Source organism: Streptomyces bathyalis (genome assembly GCF_015910445.1).
Classification (GTDB): Bacteria; Actinomycetota; Actinomycetes; order Streptomycetales; family Streptomycetaceae; genus Streptomyces; species Streptomyces bathyalis.
The window spans coordinates 3,204,192-3,220,867 of record NZ_CP048882.1 but is presented as its reverse complement, the minus strand read 5'-3'; the positions used below and the strand labels follow the sequence as shown (position 1 = coordinate 3,220,867).

Sequence of the window (16,676 nt, the reverse complement as noted above, 5' to 3'; positions counted from 1 at the left end):
ACACACCGGTCGGTAAGGTGGTGCAAATGGCTGCAATGCCACACATATTTCTTCCCCGGCTCACCGCCGCCGGTTCGAGGGCGTGTATCTTCCGGGCCGAACAGCCACGGAAGGGACCGATCCGGTGAACAAGAAACTTGCGGCCGCACTCTCCGGCGGGGCGGCGATCGCACTCGCGCTGACCGGTTGCAGTGACGACAGCGAGCAGGCCGACGCGTGGGCCAAGAAGGTCTGCGACGGCGTGCAGCCTCAGGTCAAGAAGATCCAGGAGGCCAACGCCTCGATCAACGAGGCGTCCAAGGAGAAGAACTCCTCGGAGGACGTGAAGAAGACCGACGCCGCAGCCTTCAAGAAGATCTCCGGCGCCTACAAGTCCCTCGCCTCCGCGGTGGACAACGCCGGCCCGCCGCCCGTCGACGACGGCGAGAAGCTGCACGCCGACGCGGTGGACGAGCTGCGCAACATCTCGTCGAAGTACGGCGAGTTGCAGAAGACGGTCGACGGCCTGGACACCAAGGACCAGTCGAAGTTCGCGGAGGGGCTGCAGGACGTGGCCACCCAGCTCGACACGCTCGGCAAGAGCGGCGACAAGGCGCTGAGCAAGCTCCAGTCCGGCGAGGTCGGCAAGGCGATGGCCAACCAGAAGGGGTGCAAGCGTTCGGGGAGCGCGCCCGGCGTGTAGTCCCGCGTGTTCCCCTGGCCCTTCCGGGCCGTCCGTTCGCGCACGTACCGGCGGCGCACGCGTACGGGCCGGGGCGTCACAATGGGTGCGTGAGTACGAGCGAGCGCCTACCCGAAGCAGACCCAGTTCGCACCGGCAGGCTGAGGGAGGCGTTGCGCGCCGCGAACTTCACCGCCGACGGTCTGCTGGACCTGCTCGGCGGACCCGCGTACGCCGCCCTCGCACGGAGCGAGACGGTCCCCGCGCTGCGCGCCACCCGCGGAACGAGCCCCCTGGAGACGCTCGTCCGGCTGTTCCTGCTTCAGCAGAGCGTCCCGCGCGAGCGGGCGCGGGACGCCCTGCCGCTCGACGAGGTGCTGGAGGACGGCTGGCTGGTGCCGGCCCCCGAACCGGGCACCGGGGACGGCGAACTGGTGCGGGCGAGCGTCGATGTACGGCCCTACGGCGGGCCTCAGGGTCAGGACTGGTGGATCGTCGCCGACCTCGGGTGCGCCGTCGGCGGTGCCTCCGGTGCCGGGACGACGGAGGGCACGCACGGCAGGGACGTCGTTCTCGGCGTGGGCGGTGCATCGACGACCCTGGCCGGCATCACGATCCGCAAGCCGGTGGCCAGGGCCCTCGACATCGGAACCGGTTCCGGGTTCCAGGCCCTGCACGCCGCGCAGCACGCCACCCGCGTCACCGCGACCGACCTCAATCCGCGAGCCGTCACCATCGCCGGACTCACACTCACGCTGTCCGGGGCATCCGGCGTGGATCTGCGTGAGGGAACGCTCTTCGAACCGGTCGCCGGCGAGGAGCCGTACGACCTCATCGTCTCCAACCCGCCGTTCGTGATCTCCCCAGGAGCACGGCTGACGTACCGGGACGGCGGCATGTCCGGAGACGACCTGTGCCGGACCCTCGTGGAGAACGCGGGGGAGTGGCTGGCTCCGGGCGGTTACTGCCAGCTGCTCGCCAACTGGGAGCATCCGCAGGGACAGGACTGGCGCGAGCGCCTGCGCTCCTGGGTGCCCGCCGGCTGCGACGCATGGATCGTGCAGCGGGAGGAGCAGGACGTCACGCAGTACGCGGAGCTGTGGCTGAGGGACGCCGGGGACCACCGCGCGGGAGAGGCCGAGTACGAGGCCCGGTACGGCGAATGGCTCGACGAGTTCGAGCGCAGGGGAACCACAGCGGTCGGGCTCGGCTGGATCACGCTGAGGAAGAGCGGCGCGGAGGAGCCGGCGGTCGTGGTGGAGGAGTGGCCGCACCCCGTCGAACAGCCGCTGGGCGACGAGGTGGTTCAGCATTTCGAGCGTCAGGACTTCCTGCGTGCGACCGACGACGCGGCGCTCCTGGACTGCCACTTCCAGCTGGCCGAGGGCGTCGTCCAGGAGCAGGTCGGCATGCCCGGTGCCGAGGACCCCGAACATGTGGTGCTGCGCCAGCAGCGCGGGATGCGGCGGGCCACCAAGGTGGACACCGTCGGGGCGGGCTTCGCGGGAGTGTGCGACGGTTCGCTGCCTGCCTGGCGGATCCTGGACGCCATCGCGCAGCTGGTCGGGGAGGATCCTGTGATGCTGCGCGACCGCACGCCGGGCGCGATCCGGCTGCTGGTCGAGCAGGGCTTCCTGCTGCCGGTGGAGCCCGGGGTCCAGGCGAGCTGAGCCTCCCGGACCGGCTGACCCTCCCCGTACGGCTGAGCCCCGGCAGACCGGGCCCGGCACCCCGGACAAACAGGACGACTCTTCACTCGGCCCGCTTGGGCGGACGGGGACGACGGGCCTCCAGCACGCCTCCGCACGGCAGACTCCGCACAGTGAACTGTGATCGCATTTTCGGCCTGATTTCGCTCATCAGGGGTGCTCCAGCGTTGTCCCCGGCAGGAGGATCGGGCGGTATCAGGCGGCAGGACCCACGGGTGTCGGGTTACCGTTCGAGTTGCGTTGCGGAGTTTTCCCGTTTGACACAGAGCCGGGATGTACCGTCACACTCCGCAGCGAGCAGCGATGCCGTACGCCGACCGGAGAGAAGAGCGAGAAGTTGTCCCCCACCCGCGAGCCCGCAAACGGCGGGCGCCGACTCGTGATCGTCGAGTCGCCCGCCAAGGCCAAAACGATCAAGGGGTACCTCGGCCCTGGTTACGTGGTCGAGGCCAGCGTGGGGCACGTCCGCGACCTTCCCAACGGCGCCGCGGAGGTCCCGGCGAAGTACAAGGGCGAGTCCTGGGCGCGGCTCGGTGTGAACGTCAACCACGACTTCGAACCGCTGTATGTGGTGAACACGGACAAGAAGGAACAGGTCAAGAAGCTCAAGCAGCTTCTCGCCGAATCCGACGAACTCCTGCTCGCCACCGATGAGGACCGCGAGGGCGAGGCCATCGCATGGCACCTTCGCGAGGTCCTCAAGCCCAAGGTGCCGGTGCGGCGGATGGTCTTCCACGAGATCACCCAGGACGCCATCCAGGACGCGGTCCGCAATCCGCGCGATCTGAACCAGCGTCTCGTGGACGCCCAGGAGACGCGCCGCATCCTCGACCGGCTCTACGGCTACGAGGTCTCGCCCGTCCTGTGGAAGAAGGTCATGCCGCGGCTCTCGGCGGGCCGCGTGCAGTCGGTGGCCACCCGGCTCGTCGTCGAGCGTGAGCGCGAGCGCATGGCGTTCCGCTCCGCCGAGTACTGGGACCTGACCGCCACCTTCGCGACGGGGCAGGGCGAGGCCCGTCCCGGCGCCGGCGAGCCCGGCACGTTCGGCGCGAGACTCAACTCCGTCGACGGACGCCGCGTGGCCCAGGGCCGCGACTTCGGCGCCGACGGCCAGCTGAAGAACCCGGACCAGGTGCTGCACCTGGACGAGGCCAACGCCCGTGCGCTCGCCTCCGCACTCGCGGAGACGCGCTTCTCGGTCCGTTCCGTCGAGTCCAAGCCGTACCGCCGCTCGCCGTACGCACCGTTCCGTACGACCACGCTCCAGCAGGAGGCCAGCCGCAAGCTCGGTTTCGGCGCGAAGCTGACGATGCAGGTGGCGCAGAAGCTGTACGAGAACGGCTTCATCACCTATATGCGTACGGACTCCACGACGCTCTCCGAGACCGCGGTGCGCGCGGCCCGCGCCCAGGTGACGCAGCTCTACGGCTCGGAGTACCTGCCGGAGAAGCCGCGCGTCTACACGGGCAAGGTCAAGAACGCGCAGGAGGCGCACGAGGCGATCCGCCCCTCCGGCGACCGCTTCCGCACCCCCGCCGAAACCGGCCTGACGGGCGAGCAGTTCAGGCTCTACGAGCTGATCTGGAAGCGCACCGTCGCCTCGCAGATGAAGGACGCCGTCGGCCAGTCGGTGACCGTGAGGGTCGGCGGGCAGGCCAGTGACGGGCGGGACGCCGAGTTCACCGCGACCGGCAAGATCATCACGTTCCACGGCTTCCTCAAGGCGTACGTCGAGGGCTCCGACGACCCCAACGCCGAACTGGACGACCGCGAACGCAGGCTGCCGCAGGTCACCGAGGGCGACCCGCTCACCGCGGAGGAGCTGTCGGTCGACGGTCACGCGACCAAGCCGCCGGCGCGCTACACCGAGGCCACGCTCGTGAAGGAGCTGGAGGAGCGGGAGATCGGCCGCCCCTCCACGTACGCCTCGATCATCAGCACCATCCTCGACCGGCGCTACGTCTTCAAGAAGGGGACGGCGCTGGTGCCCTCCTTCCTGAGCTTCGCCGTGGTGGGGCTGCTGGAGAAGCACTTCGGCCGGCTCGTCGACTACGACTTCACGGCCAAGATGGAGGACGACCTGGACCGCATCGCCGCGGGCAGCGCCGCCTCCGTTCCGTGGCTGCGCCGCTTCTACTTCGGTGAGGAGAGCGGCGCGGACGGTGCGCCGGGCTCCGCCGCCGACTCCGGCAACGGCGACGGCGACCACCTGGGCGGTCTGAAGGAGCTCGTCTCCGACCTGGGCGCGATCGACGCCAAGGGCGTCTCGTCCTTCCCGGTCGGCGAGGGCATCACGCTGCGCGTGGGGCGCTACGGCCCGTACGTCGAGGGCCCGCCGCCCTCACCGGACGAGCCCGGCCAGCGCGCCGACGTCCCGGACGACCTGCCCCCGGACGAGCTGACCGTCGAGCTGGCCAAGGAGCTTCTGGCCAAGCCCAGCGGCGACTTCGAGCTGGGCACCGACCCGGGGACGGGCCGGCCCATCGTGGCCCGCGACGGCCGGTACGGCCCGTACGTGACGGAGGTGCTGCCCGAGGGCACGCCCAAGACCGGGAAGAACGCCGTCAAGCCGCGCACCGCGTCGCTGCTGAAGTCGATGTCGCTGGACACGATCACGCTCGACGACGCGCTCAAACTGCTGTCGCTGCCGCGTGTGGTGGGTACCGACCCGGAGTCGGGCGAGGACATCACCGCGCAGAACGGCAGGTACGGCCCGTACATGAAGCGCGGCACCGACTCGCGCTCGCTGGAGACCGAGGAGCAGATCTTCACGATCACCCTCGATGAGGCCCTGGCGATCTACGCCCAGCCCAAGCAGCGTGGCCGCGCCGCCGCGAAGCCGCCGCTCAAGGAGCTGGGCACGGACCCGAACAGTGAGCGTCCCGTCGTCGTCAAGGACGGCCGCTTCGGCCCGTACGTGACGGACGGCGAGACGAACGCGACGCTGCGACGCGACGACGACCCGGAGACCATCACGCCTGAACGCGGGTTCGAACTGCTCGCGGACAAGCGCGCGAAGGGACCCGCCAAGAAAGCCACGAAGAAGGCGACGAAGAAGAAGGCCACGGCCAAGAAGTCCGCCGAGAAGACGACGACGGCCAAGAGCACGGCCGCCAAGACGACGGCGAAGAAGACCGCGGCGAAGAAGACCGCGACCAAGAAGGCAGCAGCGAAGAAGGCGGCGTCGAAGACGGCCGCCTCCGGCCGGTCCGCCGACTCGGCCGGATCCGGCGCGTCCGAAGAGTAAGGCCCTGGTCCCGCCCGTTTGTTCGGGCTGGGACACACGGCTTCCACGGCTCCCTATACCCTGACCGCCATGACGCGAGCAGATCAGCCAATGGGCGTACCCCCCACCCCTGACGCCCCCGACGACGCACTCGCCGCGGAGTCCCGCGAGCGCGCCGTGGGCGCGCTGTTGCGATTCGGTCCTCTCAGGCGCCTGTGGAGCGCCCACTTGACCAGCGGGATCGGCGACGCGCTCGCCCTCCTGGTGATGGTGCTGCTCGCCCTGCAGGCGGCGACCGTACGGGCAGCGGGCGCCGAGGCGGTCTTCGGCGGCGGCTACCGGGGCCTGGCCCTCGTCATCACCGCCGTGTTCGGGGCCCGGCTGCTGGCCACGCTGCTCTTCGGGGCCGTGCTCCTCGGGCCGGTGTCCGCGCTGCTGGCCCCCGGCAAGGGCGTGCTGGACCGGCGCTGGACGATGTTCACCGCCGACGCGCTGCGTGCCCTCGCGCTCATCGTCGCGCCCATGTGGATCGACTGGATCCCGGGGCAGGCCTTCACGCTCGTCCTGATCACCGTGTTCGTGCTCGGTGTCGCCGAGCGCTTCTGGACCGTGGCCAAGGACAGCGCAGCCCCGGCGCTGCTGCCCGCGGCGCCGCCCGAGGGCGCAGCCGTGCGACCGCTCCCGGACCGGGGCGACGCGCTGCGGAGGCTGTGGCTGCGCAGCACGTTCATGGCGCTTCCCATAGCGGCCATCGGCCTCGTCGTGGTCACGCTCATCAGCAACGGGCTCAGCTCGCTGTTCGGCTGGTTCAACACCCACCAGGCCGCCCTCGGTTCCTACGTGGCGGCCGGGCTGTTCGCCGCCGCGCTCTCCGTCGTGTACTTCCTGGAGCTGCCCGACGGCGGGAACCCCCGCCCCCGCTCCCCGCTCGAGGGCCTGCGCCGTCCCAGGGGCGGCTCCGCCTCCGGCGACGGCAAGGGACGCACCGGCGCTGTCCCGCTGCTGGTGCTCGCGGGTTCCGCGACGGCTTGGGCCATCGCGTCCGCCGTGGCGCTCGCCGCGCTCCACGCCGCCGACCTAGGCGGTGGCCCCATCAGCTTCGGGATGCAGGTCTTCGCGCTCGCCGGCGGTACGGCCGCCGGCATCCGGCTCGCACCCCGCACACTTCCCCAGCTCTCCCGCCGGCGGCTGCTGGCCATCGCCATAGGTCTCGCGGGGCTGGCCCTGCTCGTCTCCGGGCTGGTGACGGACGCCACCACCGGCCTCGTGCTGATGGCCGTGGCGGGCCTGTCGTCGGGCGTGGCCGCGCAGGCGGGCCACGTCCTGCTGGACCAGGAGACCGAGGACGCACACCGTGCCCGCATGACGGAGCACCTCCAGGCCGTCGTCCGCATCGCCATCGGGCTCGGTGCGCTGGTCGCCCCCGTCGCGGCCGGGTTCATCGGCCCGCACCGCGTGGTCGCAGCCGACTTCGTCTTCGACCACGGGGGCGCGGCCTTCACCCTCATGCTGGTCGGCGCGCTGCTGCTGCCCGTCGCTGCGCTCGTGCTCGGACGTACCGACGACCGTCAGGGCGTCACCCTGCGCCGCGACCTGCTCGACGCGCTCGGCGGCGGCCACCCCAAGGAGGCACCCGCCGGCAGCGGCTTCTTCATCGCCCTCGAGGGCGGGGACGGCTCAGGGAAGACCACGCAGGTCGAGACGCTGGCCGAGTGGATCAGGGCGAAGGGCCACGAGGTCGTCGTCACGAAGGAGCCGGGAGCGACACCCGTCGGCAAGCGCCTGCGGTCGATACTGCTCGACGTCTCCTCGGCCGGGCTCTCGCACCGCTCGGAGGCACTGCTGTACGCGGCCGACCGGGCCGAGCACGTCGACACGGTCATCCGTCCCGCGCTCGAACGCGGCGCCATCGTCATCTCCGACCGCTACATCGACTCGTCCGTCGCGTACCAGGGGGCGGGCCGCGACCTGTCGCCGACGGAGATCGCCCGCATCTCGCGCTGGGCGACGGCCGGTCTCGTGCCGCACCTGACGGTGCTGCTCGACATCACGCCCCAGGCCGCGCGCGAACGCTTCACCGAGGCGCCGGACCGGCTGGAGTCGGAACCGGCCGAGTTCCACGACAAGGTCCGTGCCGGCTTCCTCACGCTGGCCGCTGCCGACCCGGCCCGCTACCTCGTCGTCGACGGGGCACAGGAGCCCGAGGCGGTCACGACGGCCGTACGCCACCGCCTCGACCAGGTCCTGCCGCTCTCGGACGCCGAGATCCAGGCCCGCGAGGACGCCCGCAAGGCCGCGGAGGACGAGGCCCGCCGCAAGGCCGAGGAGGAGGCCGCGCGCAAGGCCGAGGAGGAGCGCCAGGAGCGCGCACGCCAGGAGCAGATGGACCGGCTCCGCGCCGAGGAGGAGGACCGCAAGAGGCGCTCCGCCGAGCTGGAGAGGCAGCAGGCGGAGGCCCGTCGCGCGGAGGAGGCCCGGCGAAGGGCCGAGGAGGCGCGTCGCATCGCCGAGGAGGAGCGGCAGCGCCGCGAGGCCGAGGAGCGCACCCGCGAGGAGGAGATCGCGCGTCAGCGCCGTCTCGCCGAGGAGGAAGCGCGGCTGCGCGCACAGGCCGAGGAGCGCCGCCAGGAGAAGCAGCGCCTCGCGGAGGAGGCGCTTCAGCGGGCCGAGCAGGCGCGCAACCGCAGGGGGTCGAATCCGGACGGCTCCGACGGTGACACCGCCAAGCTGCCCCAGCCGGACGAGGAGCACGGCGACTCCGACGGCGAGCGCACGCACGTCATGCCGCAGACCCGCCAGGCCAACGGTTACCGCCAGGAGCCGCAGGACGAGGAGACGGCGATGCTGCCCCGGGTGCCCGCCGAGGAGCGGGAGCGGACGCGCGAGGAGATCCCGCAGGTCGACCCGGAGACGGGCCGTGCCTCGCGTCCCCGCCCGGACTGGGCGGAGGAGACTCCGCTCGACGACGTGCCGTCCCTCGCGGACGAGTTGCTGGGTTCGGGCGAGGACGAGGACGACCGGGACCGCAGGCGGCGCCGCGGCAAGTGAACCGCCGCGCGGCCCGTGAGCCGGTCCGGTTCGTGAGCCGGTCCGGCCCGCAGGTCCGCGAGGCCGGCGCGCTCCGGTGCGCAGGTCCTGACTGTCGGTGCCGTGGCCCACAATGGTCGGCGTATGCGGGACGCGTGACTCGACGAGTGACGCGTGCGTGCCTCGTGCCACGAGAGCCGGTGCGGGCGCACGCGAGAGCGGTGAGAAAGGCGGCAGGCAGCAATGGCGGTGTGGGACGACGTCGTCGGCCAGGAGAAGGTGACGGACCAGCTGGGCGCCGCCGCCCGTGACGCCGACGCCTACGTCACCGCCGAGGCGGAGGGGAAGGGCACGGCCGCCCTGTCCGGTTCCGCTATGACCCACGCATGGCTCTTCACCGGGCCACCCGGCTCCGGCCGCTCCACCGCTGCGCGGGCCTTCGCCGCCGCGCTCCAGTGCGTGAGCCCGGACCGCGCGCTCGGCGGCGCACCCGGCTGCGGCTTCTGCGACGGATGCCACACGGCGATGGTCGGCACGCACGCCGACGTCGAGGTGATCCGCACCGACCTGCTCACCATCGGCGTCAAGGAGACCCGCGAACAGGTGCGCAGGGCCCAGATGTCACCCGCGGGCGGCCGCTGGCAGGTGATCGTCATGGAGGACGCGGACCGGCTCACCGAAGGCGCGGGCAATGTGCTCCTGAAGGCCGTCGAGGAACCCGCGCCCCGCACCGTGTGGCTGCTCTGTGCCCCCTCCACGGAGGACGTGCTGCCCACGATCCGCTCCCGCTGCCGCCATCTCGCCCTGCGCACACCGCCGGTGGACGACGTCGCGGATCTGCTGATGCGGCGCGACGGCATCGAGCCGGACATGGCGGCGTACGCGGCGCGCGTCACCCAGGGACACATCGGCCGGGCCCGCCGCCTGGCCACCGACGAACGCGCGCGAAGGCGCCGAGCGGCGGTGCTGACCGTGCCGCAGCGGGTCGCGGACGTCGGCGGCGCGCTGCGTGCCGCGCAGGAACTGATCGACGCCGCGGCCGAGGACGCCAAGGAGGTCGCCGAGGAGCACGACGAGCGGGAGACCGAGGAGCTGCGGGCCGCGCTCGGCGCCTCCGAGGGCAAGGGCAGCCGCCTCCCGCGCGGCACCGCCGGCGCGATGAAGGAACTCCAGGACAAGCAGAAGCGGCGTTCCACACGCACCCAGCGCGACTCCCTCGACCTCGCGCTGAGCGACCTCACCGGCTTCTACCGGGACGTACTGGCACGGCAGTTGGGCTCCGGCGTGGCACTCGCCAACGAGGAGGCGGCGGACGTCGTGCAGCAACTCGCCTCGTCGTCAGGTCCGGAGCAGACGCTGCGCCGCATCGAGGCCGTGCTGGAGTGCCGCGAAGCGCTCGACCGCAACGTCGCGCCCTTGCTGGCGGTCGAGGCGATGGCGATGACGCTACGGGCGGGCTGACGTCGCCGCAGTGGCTGCGGGGCGCCCCCTCGGCACCGCCCGGCCGGCCCGACGGACCCGGCCCGTGGGCCGACTGCCGTGCCCCCTCACCCGTATGAGGAGCGGCACCTGGCGGGGGAACATCTGTGGTACTCGGTGCGGATACGCTCCCCCTGGGCCTCACGGCCCGGGTGGTGCCCCCAACCTCAATTGCCGTGCCGCTCCCGCCGGCCCACCGGTCCGACGCGAACCCAGGGGATGGTCCATGCACACCAGCCGTCTGCCCAGCACCGCACTCGCCGTACTCGCGACCGCCGTACTGCTGACGATGTCCGGCTGTTCGTCCGGATCCGGCGGATCGGGTGCACCCGAGGGAGCCCCCTCCTCCGCCAGCAGCGACCGCGCGGCCGGACGCAACGACGCCCAGCCGCTCAAGCCGCTGCCCGCAGCGGTGCCCGGCAACCTGAAGCGGTACTACGAGCAGAAGCTCTCCTGGCGCGACTGCGGGGAGGACGGCTTCCAGTGCGCCACCATGAAGGCGCCTCTGGACTACGAGCACCCGGACCCCGACGAGGACGTGGAGCTCTCCGTCGCCCGCAAGAAGGCCTCCGGCAAGGGCAAGCCGATCGGCTCCCTGCTCGTCAACCCGGGCGGCCCCGGCGGCTCCGCGGTCGACTACGTGCAGCAGGCCGCGGCCGTCGGATATCCGCCGCCGGTGCGCCGCGGCTACGACCTCGTCGGCGTCGACCCGCGCGGAGTCGCCCGCAGCGAGCCGGTGCGGTGCCTGACCGACAAGCAGATGGACACCTTCACGCAGACCGACCAGACACCGGACGACAAGGGGGAGACCGGCAAACTCGTCAGCGCCTACAAGAAGTTCGCCGCCGGCTGTGAGAAGCGCTCGGGCGAACTGCTCGGCCACCTCTCGACCATCGACGCGGCGCGCGACATGGACGTGCTGCGCGCCCTGCTGGGCGACAAGAAGCTCAACTACGTCGGTGCCTCGTACGGAACCTACCTGGGCGCCTTCTACGCCGGGCTCTACCCGCAGCGCTCCGGCCGGCTCGTGCTGGACGGTGCCATGGACCCGTCCCTGAGCATGCTCAGGCTCAACCGCGACCAGACCGGCGGCTTCGAGACCGCGTTCAACGAGTTCGCGAAGGACTGCGTCGGCCGGTCCGACTGCCCGCTCGGCACGAAGAGCACCAAGGACGCGGGACGCAAGCTCAGCGCCTTCTTCAAGAAGACCGACGCTCGGCCCGTGCGCACCGGGGAGGAGCGCCGGCTCACCGAGTCCCTGGCCACGACGGGCGTCATCCGCGCCATGTACGACGAGAGCACCTGGCCGCAGCTGCGCGCCGCTCTGAAGACGGCGATGGACGGCGACGGCGCCGACCTGCTCGCCCTCGCCGACGAGTACTACGAGCGCGACCCCGAGGGCCACTACGGCAACATCATGTACGCCAACGCGGCCGTGAACTGCCTCGACCTCCCGCCCGCCTTCTCCTCTCCGGCGGAGGTGAAGAAGATGCTGCCCTCGTTCGAGAAGACCTCGCCCGTCTTCGGACGTGGCTTCGCGTGGGCGGCCCTCAACTGCGGCTACTGGTCCGAGAAGTCCACCGGCCGGCCCCACAACATCGACGCCAAGGGCGCCGACCCGATCCTGGTCCTCGGCACGACCCGCGACCCGGCCACTCCCTACGCCTGGGCCCAGGGCCTCGCCGGTCAGCTCGACTCGGCCAGGCTCCTGACGTACGAGGGCGACGGGCACACCGCGTACCTGCGCGGCGGGGCCTGCATCAACGACACGGTCGACAGGTACCTGCTCAAGGGCGAGGCGCCGAAGAAGAACAAGAAGTGCTCGTAGGAGCCGTCCTTGGCGGCGCTCGGAGCCCCCTCCGGGCGCCGCTGCGGAGGCCGCGGCCCCGGCCGTTTACCCCGTACGGAGCACCCCCGCTGACTGTGTAGACTTGTCCGCGCTGCGCCTGCAGGACCGGCGCGGGCACCTGCCGCCTTAGCTCAGTTGGCCAGAGCGACGCACTCGTAATGCGTAGGTCGGGGGTTCGACTCCCCCAGGCGGCTCGCAGGTCAGAGGCCCCTTCCGTAGACGGGAGGGGCCTTTTGGATCTTGAGTGCTAACACCTTTGCTAACACGCCTTCCTCTCGGCGGGGTCTGAGCCTCCCTCGAAGGGGCTCGCAGTCTCGACGGAGCGGCCCACTGTCGCGTGCGGAGACATACCGAGCGTGACTGGGGAGATGTAGTACCTGGCGGCGGCTGTGCAGGCAACGGTGATCGCTGCGTGCACATCACGCTGTACAAGTACGTGCCGAGTAGGCGGCGGGGCGGGACGCCCTTCCTTCGGCTCGCGCCATGTGGAACAGATGCGGCCGTCCTGCCCTGTTGGGCAGGACGGCCGCTACGTCAGTGGTGCTGGGCCCACCAGATGGTGCCGGTGACGAGTACGCCCCCCGCAGTCGTGGCGATGCCGCGAACAAGGCCGTGGCCCGCCGTGCGCGCAAGGGCCCGCAGACGATGGTTACGTCGGCCCTTGCAGAGGACGGGGTGCCAGGTCTGCCAGAAGATCCGGGGAGCTCGGTGTGCCGTTTCCTTTGGTTGACCCGTAGGGTCGGATGCGGTGCTGATGGTTCCTCCTGGTGTGGAGCTATCGGTCGGTTGATGAGGACGGCTCCCTGGGCAAACAGGGGGCCGTCGCTCTTTGTGGGCGGCGGCCGGCGCCGCGCGGACGAACCGCACCAGTTGATGGGCGAGTTCGGCGCTCTCGTATCCAGTCTGTGGGCTCATCCGAGTAGTTGGTCACTCGGGTTTGCGCTGGTCAGAGCAGGTTTTTGGGTTGCCAAAGCTGGTCATTGGTGGGTTTTCACGTGCCATCGGTTGTCATCGATAGACTTACCTGGTCAGAGTCCAGGGGAGGGTTCGATGGCAAGGGTCTTGCGGATGCCGAGCACGACGGAGCTGCCGCCGAGGCATCCGCGGCGGGAGTTCGTTGAGGAGCTGTTCTCGTACTACCGGGACGCCGGCCGCCCCACGCTGCGGAACATCGCAGAGGAGATCGCCGACAGCTCGGAGTTCGACGCCTTCACAGCCAGCCGGGAGACCATTCGCAAGACGCTGCGAGGCGAAACCGTCCCGCTGACCTTCGATGTCGTCAACGCCGTCATGACGGTGCTGTGCAAACGAGCCGGGATCGACCCAGACACCGAGCGCTGGACAGGCGGATTCGGCGATGACTCGACCACACACCGGCAGAACCTTCGAAACCTGTGGAACAACGCGCTGGACACTCCACTTCCTCCGCCCGCATCAACCGGAGGATGGTGGGGCAGCGGAGGGTACTCCGACGAACCGCCGTTCTGACATCGCCCGTTCAAGCAGGCGAAGCCGAACAGTTCGGGACTGTTACCGCTCTGGCCGGTGCAGGCATCAGGATGGTGAGATCCCGGGCCCTGGCCTGGGCCGCTGTGCGGCTTCTCGGGGACGGTCGCGGCGCGGGAAAGCTTCTCTCGGCTCCTCCTTGGCCGGCGCGTCTCCCGTCTCAAGGTTGCGAAGGCAGTCCGCACCGGACGGACGTCCAAGGAGCCCACGAGGTAGACCCAGCCGTCGCTTGTGCTGCTATCCCATGGAGTTCGAGGTGCGCTGATGCCTGGGGCCGGAGGAGCACCCTGCCGGCGCGCGGAGCGGGGGCGTTCGGGCACGATCGCCTGATGGAAGCCGAAGTCCTTGCCGCTCTCGTAGCTACTCCCGCAGTCCTCGTCACTGGGGGCGCGGCCTTCTTCGCCGGCCGAGCCCAAGCTCGGGCTGCTCTACGCGGACCTGTCGATTCGATCCGCCGGAGTGCTCAGCGGGATGCCTACGCTGACCTGCTTGGTGCAGCACGCGAGTACGTGCGCAAGGCTCAGTGGAAGGCGGCGTGGCACAGGCTCATGGCGGAGGGCGCTCTTCGCGACCTGTCCGACGCGCAAATCCAGTGGCGGGTCGTCAGCTCGCTAACGGCCGTGCCGATTGAGCCGGTACGTCATGCGGTCGCGGTGGTCTCGTTGGAAGGGCCTGAGCACTTGGTGCCGCTCGCCGAGGCGATTGAGCAGTGCGTCGTGGACCTCCGAGAGACTGCCCGTCAGCATCGGACCAGCGCGGCGGGGACCTACGGGGAGAGGCGCGAGACGAACAGCCTCCTTGAGGAAAAGTCGGCAGAGGTCGCGGCCGCGATCCCTCCGTTCGTCGCGGCGGCCCGCGCGCACCTCAATGGCAGTCCACCATCCCTGTGATGCGCTCGACGTCCGAGGCCGCGCCGAGTGCCCCGCAGCTTGGGTGTTCAGCAACCGATCGGTTCCCGAACACCGGTGTCAGCAGCTCGCGTTGGCAGGAGAAATCCCTCTGTCGCGTTCATGGAGTATGTGCATGAAGTAATGGTCGATTCGGCAAGATGCTCGTATGACTCATTTGATCCCAAAGGGTTCCTACGGGGGTCTCACTGCGGCGGAACTGGTCGAGACTGCGAAGCAATGGGATCTGTACGACGCAAGCGTTGAAGGGTGGCGGGCGAGACCGCCGTCCTATACGGAGGTGCGCTACGACAACTGGTGGGGTTCGGGGGCCACGCTTCGCCAGCTGCATGGGCTGGCGAAGGATCACGGAATCCCCGTCGCGTGGGTTCCGCCGGCGGATGTGCTCCGCGAATTGGTCAAGGCAGATGACGCTCATCGCGCGAAGCTCGCAGTGCTGACGGCTGCCGAGGAGCGGATCAGAACCTCATGCCGTTACGAGATACCTGAACTCCACGCAGGCTGGTCGGAGGACTACGCCGTTACGGTCCGGCACGTGATGGCCGCATGGGATGACGGTCACCTCCTGGCGGCTGGCTGCCTTGCGCTTGCTGGGTCCGAGGACTTGATGCTTGAAACCGCCGAGGTGGACCGCAAGCGATCGAAGAGCTACAAGCGGCTGCAGCAAGCAGCGGTGAGGGACCTAGAAGAGTCACTCTGGCTGCACGAACAGGTCGCCCTGACGCCCATTGGCCCCCTCTTCACCAAGTACATGCCAGAGGACAACGACCCGATCCCCGAGGCTCTCTCGCGGCACGCGGTCGTCCACAGGATGCCTCTGGACCACTTCAATGACGGGCACTGCATCGTGGCAATCATGCTGATGGTCTCGTTGCTGCGTGAGATGGAGGAACGTAGGACCCAGGCTCAGGTCTCCTCCCTTATCGACGAAGGCCGATACGGTGAAGATCTGGATGTGGAGTGGGACAGGGAGCCGGACTTCGATCCCCCGGACTGAGGCTCCGGACAGCGAGACACACAGCCGAACCGTTACTAGCGGCTCAGCCACCAGCGGCGCCCCCAGGGGGTGAGCAGGCGGTGCCACCAGCGGGAGGTCACGTCGAACCGGGCGGTCTCGGCGAACTCCCGGAGTTGCTCTAAGAGCTCAGCATTGCTGGTGATGATGGGCAGTTCGTTGCCGCTCCATTCGACGAGTCCCCTGCTACGCAGTTGGAAGATGCCGGTGCACTCCTGGCCTTCGGGGATGTCCACGGTGGTGTTCCACCCGGTGCTGGGGCGACCGAGATTTGGGCCAATCATGGCGCCGACGAGCCGCCCGAAGAGCTGGTTGGCGGCCGCGCGTACGTGGCGGGGGCGCGGAGATCAATGGCCAGAACGGCGGAGAGGAGTTCGGTGATGTCCTCGTGCTCAAGACGGCCGTCGTAGAAGGCGACGGAGCAGACCCGGATGAACCGGTCGTAGGCGGCTGCCCGGTCTTCGGTGCGTCCGTGGCGGACCATGACGTAGGGGGTGGTGGCGGCGCGGGCGGCGTTGAGGGCCTGGCTGGTGGCGGGGATGAGCGGATCGGGCATGTGACCGAAGGTAGGCATCCTGCCGGGGGCCGGGGAGGGAGTCGAGGGATCCGTCCGGCTTCTCCTGGGGGTTGCCGCGAAGTAGCTCATGCCTGGCGTGAAACCACCTGCCACGTGCCATCGGCGGCGGAGAGTGTAGGCGTGTCGGTCGCGAGCATCCGTCGCACCGTCTCGGGGTGCCATCGGTCGCCGCATCGGGGCTGGTGTTTCTCAACTTCCAGTGCGGCCACGAGCCCGCACCGCTCGGAGGGGAGACCGCATTGGGAATCGACGACCGGAACGCCGACGAAGAGGCCTGCGTGTAGACACCACGCGCTCAACGCTCCGAGCGAAGGGCCCCGCCTACATCCGTCAGCGGGGCTAGGCGGCGAGAGACGGGCGAGAGCAGGTCCACCAGGGATGCGCTGCCCTGCTCGCGCCGCGGGCACCCGCCCTAGAAGACCAGCGGCAGGACGAGGGCGAGCGTGGCAAGGACGAGGGCGCCGCCGAGCGCAGTGAAGGCGAACGCGCCCTTGGCGGTGGCGGTGACGATCTCGAAGAGCGCCACCGCCTCGGGTGGTCGGCGGCTGGCCGGGGTCTCGCTGGGCCGGGACCTAGCGGTGATGACGGCTGCGCCGATGGCGCCGACCAGAGCGAAGCTGCCGGTGATCATTGCGCCGATGATGATGGGGTTCATGGTGTGCCTCCGGGCGTTGGCGGGACTGCACCATAGGCACGTACCGAAGGAGCCCGCCGGAGCC

General features: G+C 70.0%; 12 protein-coding genes and 1 tRNA gene. 10 read left to right on the top strand and 3 right to left on the bottom strand.

The window, feature by feature from the left end; all coding sequences use genetic code 11:
* Positions 1 to 124 precede the first annotated feature (124 nt).
* From G4Z16_RS13955 to G4Z16_RS13910, 10 genes are all read left to right on the top strand, one after another.
* Positions 125 to 682, top strand: coding sequence for a small secreted protein (locus G4Z16_RS13955; protein WP_197351095.1), 558 nt, complete (start codon positions 125 to 127; stop codon positions 680 to 682).
* An 89-nt stretch (positions 683 to 771) separates the two neighbouring features.
* Positions 772 to 2,331, top strand: coding sequence for a DUF7059 domain-containing protein (locus tag G4Z16_RS13950; RefSeq protein ID WP_197351094.1), 1,560 nt, complete (start codon positions 772 to 774; stop codon positions 2,329 to 2,331).
* A gap of 376 nt (positions 2,332 to 2,707) precedes the next feature.
* Positions 2,708 to 5,617, top strand: coding sequence for a type I DNA topoisomerase (gene topA / locus G4Z16_RS13945; RefSeq protein ID WP_197351093.1), 2,910 nt, complete (start codon positions 2,708 to 2,710; stop codon positions 5,615 to 5,617).
* Between the two features lie 69 nt (positions 5,618 to 5,686).
* Positions 5,687 to 8,644, top strand: coding sequence for a dTMP kinase (tmk, locus tag G4Z16_RS13940; protein ID WP_197351092.1), 2,958 nt, complete (start codon positions 5,687 to 5,689; stop codon positions 8,642 to 8,644).
* Between the two features lie 222 nt (positions 8,645 to 8,866).
* Entirely contained in the window at positions 8,867 to 10,084 is a 1,218-nt protein-coding gene (locus tag G4Z16_RS13935; RefSeq protein WP_197351091.1) for a DNA polymerase III subunit delta', read from the top strand.
* A gap of 244 nt (positions 10,085 to 10,328) precedes the next feature.
* A complete protein-coding gene (locus G4Z16_RS13930) occupies positions 10,329 to 11,930 on the top strand; it encodes an alpha/beta hydrolase (RefSeq protein WP_197351090.1) in 1,602 nt (533 codons plus the stop codon).
* Between the two features lie 141 nt (positions 11,931 to 12,071).
* Positions 12,072 to 12,145 (top strand) — tRNA-Thr (locus G4Z16_RS13925).
* An 856-nt stretch (positions 12,146 to 13,001) separates the two neighbouring features.
* Positions 13,002 to 13,439 carry a hypothetical protein gene (locus G4Z16_RS13920; protein WP_207794546.1) on the top strand — a complete coding sequence of 146 codons (438 nt, stop codon included), beginning with the start codon at positions 13,002 to 13,004 and terminating at the stop codon, positions 13,437 to 13,439.
* Between the two features lie 347 nt (positions 13,440 to 13,786).
* Positions 13,787 to 14,347 (top strand): hypothetical protein, encoded by a 561-nt coding sequence (locus G4Z16_RS13915; RefSeq protein WP_197351088.1) that lies wholly within the window; start codon positions 13,787 to 13,789, stop codon positions 14,345 to 14,347.
* A gap of 166 nt (positions 14,348 to 14,513) precedes the next feature.
* Positions 14,514 to 15,362 (top strand): hypothetical protein, encoded by an 849-nt coding sequence (locus tag G4Z16_RS13910; RefSeq protein ID WP_197351087.1) that lies wholly within the window; start codon positions 14,514 to 14,516, stop codon positions 15,360 to 15,362.
* A gap of 35 nt (positions 15,363 to 15,397) precedes the next feature.
* Here the strand turns inward: G4Z16_RS13910 and G4Z16_RS13905 are convergent, their stop codons facing one another.
* The 3 genes from G4Z16_RS13905 to G4Z16_RS13895 all read right to left on the bottom strand — a co-directional run bounded on the left by G4Z16_RS13905 (position 15,398) and on the right by G4Z16_RS13895 (position 16,612).
* Complete coding sequence (locus G4Z16_RS13905) at positions 15,398 to 15,616, bottom strand: hypothetical protein (protein WP_197351086.1); 219 nt, start codon at positions 15,614 to 15,616, stop codon at positions 15,398 to 15,400.
* A 44-nt stretch (positions 15,617 to 15,660) separates the two neighbouring features.
* Positions 15,661 to 15,936, bottom strand: a complete 276-nt coding sequence (locus G4Z16_RS32935) for a hypothetical protein (RefSeq protein ID WP_197351085.1) — start codon at positions 15,934 to 15,936, stop codon at positions 15,661 to 15,663.
* A 433-nt stretch (positions 15,937 to 16,369) separates the two neighbouring features.
* Positions 16,370 to 16,612, bottom strand: coding sequence for a hypothetical protein (locus G4Z16_RS13895; RefSeq protein ID WP_197351084.1), 243 nt, complete (start codon positions 16,610 to 16,612; stop codon positions 16,370 to 16,372).
* Positions 16,613 to 16,676 lie beyond the last annotated feature (64 nt).

Excerpts from the sequence above, each read along its gene's own strand:
- tmk (WP_197351092.1), top strand. The coding sequence starts at position 5,687 with ATGACGCGAGCAGATCAGCCAATGGGCGTACCCCCCACCCCTGACGCC.
- G4Z16_RS13935 (WP_197351091.1), top strand. The coding sequence starts at position 8,867 with ATGGCGGTGTGGGACGACGTCGTCGGCCAGGAGAAGGTGACGGACCAG.
- G4Z16_RS13930 (WP_197351090.1), top strand. The coding sequence starts at position 10,329 with ATGCACACCAGCCGTCTGCCCAGCACCGCACTCGCCGTACTCGCGACC.
- G4Z16_RS13920 (WP_207794546.1), top strand. The coding sequence starts at position 13,002 with ATGGCAAGGGTCTTGCGGATGCCGAGCACGACGGAGCTGCCGCCGAGG.
- G4Z16_RS13915 (WP_197351088.1), top strand. The coding sequence starts at position 13,787 with ATGGAAGCCGAAGTCCTTGCCGCTCTCGTAGCTACTCCCGCAGTCCTC.
- G4Z16_RS13910 (WP_197351087.1), top strand. The coding sequence starts at position 14,514 with ATGACTCATTTGATCCCAAAGGGTTCCTACGGGGGTCTCACTGCGGCG.
- G4Z16_RS32935 (WP_197351085.1), bottom strand. The coding sequence starts at position 15,936 with ATGCCCGATCCGCTCATCCCCGCCACCAGCCAGGCCCTCAACGCCGCC.
- G4Z16_RS13895 (WP_197351084.1), bottom strand. The coding sequence starts at position 16,612 with ATGAACCCCATCATCATCGGCGCAATGATCACCGGCAGCTTCGCTCTG.